At 61.7% G+C, this 2,836-nt stretch carries 4 protein-coding genes; all 4 read right to left on the reverse strand.

Annotated features, from left to right (window positions below; translation table 11 throughout):
- Window positions 1–28: 28 nt before the first annotated feature.
- Genes M0654_RS22490 through tnpA form a run of 4 tightly spaced genes read right to left on the reverse strand, consistent with a single transcriptional unit; the run spans window position 29 to window position 2,740 of the window.
- The gene (locus tag M0654_RS22490; RefSeq protein WP_248684984.1) at window positions 29–328 is read right to left on the reverse strand and encodes a hypothetical protein; all 300 of its coding nucleotides are present in this window, start codon (window positions 326–328) and stop codon (window positions 29–31) included.
- Window positions 328–1,965: an IS66 family transposase gene (gene tnpC / locus M0654_RS22495; RefSeq protein ID WP_248684985.1), complete on the reverse strand. Its 1,638-nt coding sequence runs from the start codon at window positions 1,963–1,965 to the stop codon at window positions 328–330. The genes M0654_RS22490 and tnpC overlap by 1 nt, the downstream gene beginning before the upstream one ends.
- 59 nt (window positions 1,966–2,024) lie before the next feature.
- Window positions 2,025–2,375: an IS66 family insertion sequence element accessory protein TnpB gene (gene tnpB, locus M0654_RS22500; RefSeq protein ID WP_248684986.1), complete on the reverse strand. Its 351-nt coding sequence runs from the start codon at window positions 2,373–2,375 to the stop codon at window positions 2,025–2,027.
- Window positions 2,372–2,740 carry an IS66-like element accessory protein TnpA gene (tnpA, locus tag M0654_RS23015; RefSeq protein WP_390921103.1) on the reverse strand — a complete coding sequence of 123 codons (369 nt, stop codon included), beginning with the start codon at window positions 2,738–2,740 and terminating at the stop codon, window positions 2,372–2,374. Before tnpA ends, tnpB begins: the two co-directional genes overlap by 4 nt.
- Window positions 2,741–2,836 lie beyond the last annotated feature (96 nt).

Here is a 2,836-nt window from a genome sequence, read left to right on the forward strand (position 1 = left end):
CGTATCCATCCGGCGTGGGCCGCACCGCTTATGATTTTGGCTGGTCTGCCATGATGCGCTCGATCTTTTCCTGATCGCATTGCTCGTCGGCAAGGAACTGCCGGACACCTCCGTCCCAGGTGCGAATGTCGGCGAGGAATTCCTTCAGGCTCTCGACGCCCCGGTCGGTGAATGTCGTTATGCCCCCTTCGCTGCCGTCATGGGCATGGATCATCTCGCCATAGTCGATATTGTCAGAGTTGCTGGCGATTTCCTGGATGAGTTCGAGGTTTTCGGCGATCAGCACAGCGACGTAGCCGATCGTGTAGACATGCGTCGGGCGGCCCATCAGGCGGCCATCTGTCGGCCGCTGCCAGCGACAGACCAGTTCCAAGGCAGCAGTTCGGGCAGTCTTGATACGGGAATGTTGGGCATGCGGGCGAGAATATCCGCCAACCAGGCCTGCGGATCGATATCGTTCATCTTAGCCGTGACGATCAGGGAATACATGAAGGCAGCACGCTCGCCGCCGCGCTGGGAGCCTGCGAATAGCCAGGCCTTTCTTCCCAGAGCGATCCCGCGCAGGGCTCGCTCTGCCGCATTGTTCGACATGCAGAGCCTGCCATCGTCGAGGAAGCGGGTGAAGGCTTCCCAGCGCCCGTCCTTGTCGAACAGGTAGTTGATCGCCTTGGCGATGGGATTGTGCTTCGACATCTGGGAACGCTGGGCCATAAGCCAGTCGTGCAGGTCCTCGACAAGCGGACGAGCATGCTGTTGTCGGGCAGCTAGTCGTTCCTCTGCGGATTTGCCGTTTATGCCACGCTCGATCTCGAAGAGCGCGTCGATGCGAGCAACGGCCTCAAGCGCGACAGGCGATATCTCATGGGCAGGTTTGCCTTTGCGCACGTTGCCGGCGATGTCGGCCAGCTCGAAGAACTTGCGTCGCGCATGGCTCCAGCAGAGCGCGCTAGTCACCGCTGCGGGGCTGCGGTCGGCACGATAAAGATCGTTGTAGCCGCCATAGGCATCCGCCTGCAGTATGCCGTGCCATTCGGCAAGATGCGTGTTGGGATGGGTCTTCTCCCGATCCGGCGAGAAGTAGAAGAGTGCCGCAGGAGGCGCGCCGCCCGCGAAAGGACGATCATCGCGAACGTAGGCCCATAACCTTGCCTGTTTCGTTGCGCCCCTGGCCAGCAGCGGCACAGTGGTATCGTCGCCATGAAGCCGCCCGGCGGCAAGCACATGGGCGCGGATCAGATCATGTATCGGCTGCAGCATCGTTGCGCAGGCTCCAACCTGGTCGGCCAGCGTGGAGAGGCTGAGATCGACACCCTCCCTGGCGTAGCGCTCAGCCTGGCGGTTCAATGGCTGGTGCTGGCCGAACTTCTCGAACAGGATCGTCGCGAGCAAGTTCGGTCCCGCCCATCCGCGTGGTGTCGCATGGAAAGGTGCCGGTGGCTGGCTGATCTTCTCGCAGTCGCGGCAGGTAAACTTCTCGCGCACCGTCTGGATCACCTTCCATTGGCGCGGGATCACCTCCAGCGTCTCGGTGATGTCTTCACCCATCTTCACGATCCGGGCCGAGCCACAGCAGATGCAGGTCGAAGGAGCTTCAATGATCAGCCGTTCGCGCGGCAGGTGCTCGGGAAACGGCTTGCGCACCGGGCGGCGGCGTTCAAAGGCTGGGACTTGTACAACCTCCGCCGCCACGCGTTCCGCGGCGATCTCGTCCTCGGTGGCGTCGGCCTCAAGGTCTTCGAGCTGCAATTCCATCTGGTCGATCAGCCGGGCGCGTCGTTCCGAACTCTGACCATATTGCTCGCGACGCAACTTGGCGATCTCGAGCTTGAGGTGCCGGATCATCGCCTCGGACGTCGTCACGACGGCTCGCACCTGCGCGAGATCAGCCTCGGCGGAGGCGGCACGCGCCTCCGATGCCGCAAGCGCGGCCCGTAACCTGGCTATCTCCGAAGCAGCGTCGTCCATGGCCGAAAGCTACCATGCCGCTTGTTAAAAGCCCAACAAAAACAGAGGAATGTTCGCGATCAGCCTGCCGTTGCAGGTCGCTGCGTCCAGCGTGGATTACGCCAGTCGATCCCTTCCAGAAGATAGCCGAGTTGAGCCGCCGACACCGGCACGGCGGAGCCATTCTGGCTAACCGGCCAGATGAACTTGCCTGCCTCCAGGCGCTTCAGGTAGAGCGACATGCCGACGCCGTCATGCCACAGGACCTTGATCAGGTCACCTTTGCGACCTCGAAAGCAGAAGACCTCGCCGCCGTGGGGATCGCGGCCAAGCCCCTGTTGCACCTTCAGCGCAAGGCTGTTCATGCCACAACGCATGTCCGTCACACCGCCCGCAATCCACACCTTCACCCCGGGCGGAAAGACGATCATGACGCGTCCAGAACCGGCAACAGCCGAGCAAGGATAGTTGGATCAAGCGAAGCCGGGATCGTCAGGCGACGACCGTTCGGCAGGCCGATCTCGATCACCCTGTCGTCTTCAGGCCGCCGCGGGTCCATCTCGAAAGATGCCGCCGGCGGTGGCGAAATCGAAAGCGGCACGAAGCCCGTTGACGCGGAAACGTGCAGAAGCCCGCTTCGGTATTCCCGACGCCAACGGGTCAACAGTGACCGCGACAATCCATAACGCCGCGCCGTTACCGAGCCCTGCCGGAAGCCTTGCAGGCTCTCCTCGACGATCCGAACCTTCTCTTCGTCCGACCAATCCCGCCGGCGACCAACATCGTCGACAGACAAAAGTTCAATGGGGGAAATCACTGTAGCGCATGACATAAGCCATGGACTTAGAGCTAATCACCAACTCAAGACAGACGGCCTTCGCCGAAGGCATAC

The sequence above is a fragment of the Neorhizobium turbinariae genome (assembly GCF_023223505.1).
GTDB classification, from domain to species: Bacteria; Pseudomonadota; Alphaproteobacteria; order Rhizobiales; family Rhizobiaceae; genus Neorhizobium; species Neorhizobium turbinariae.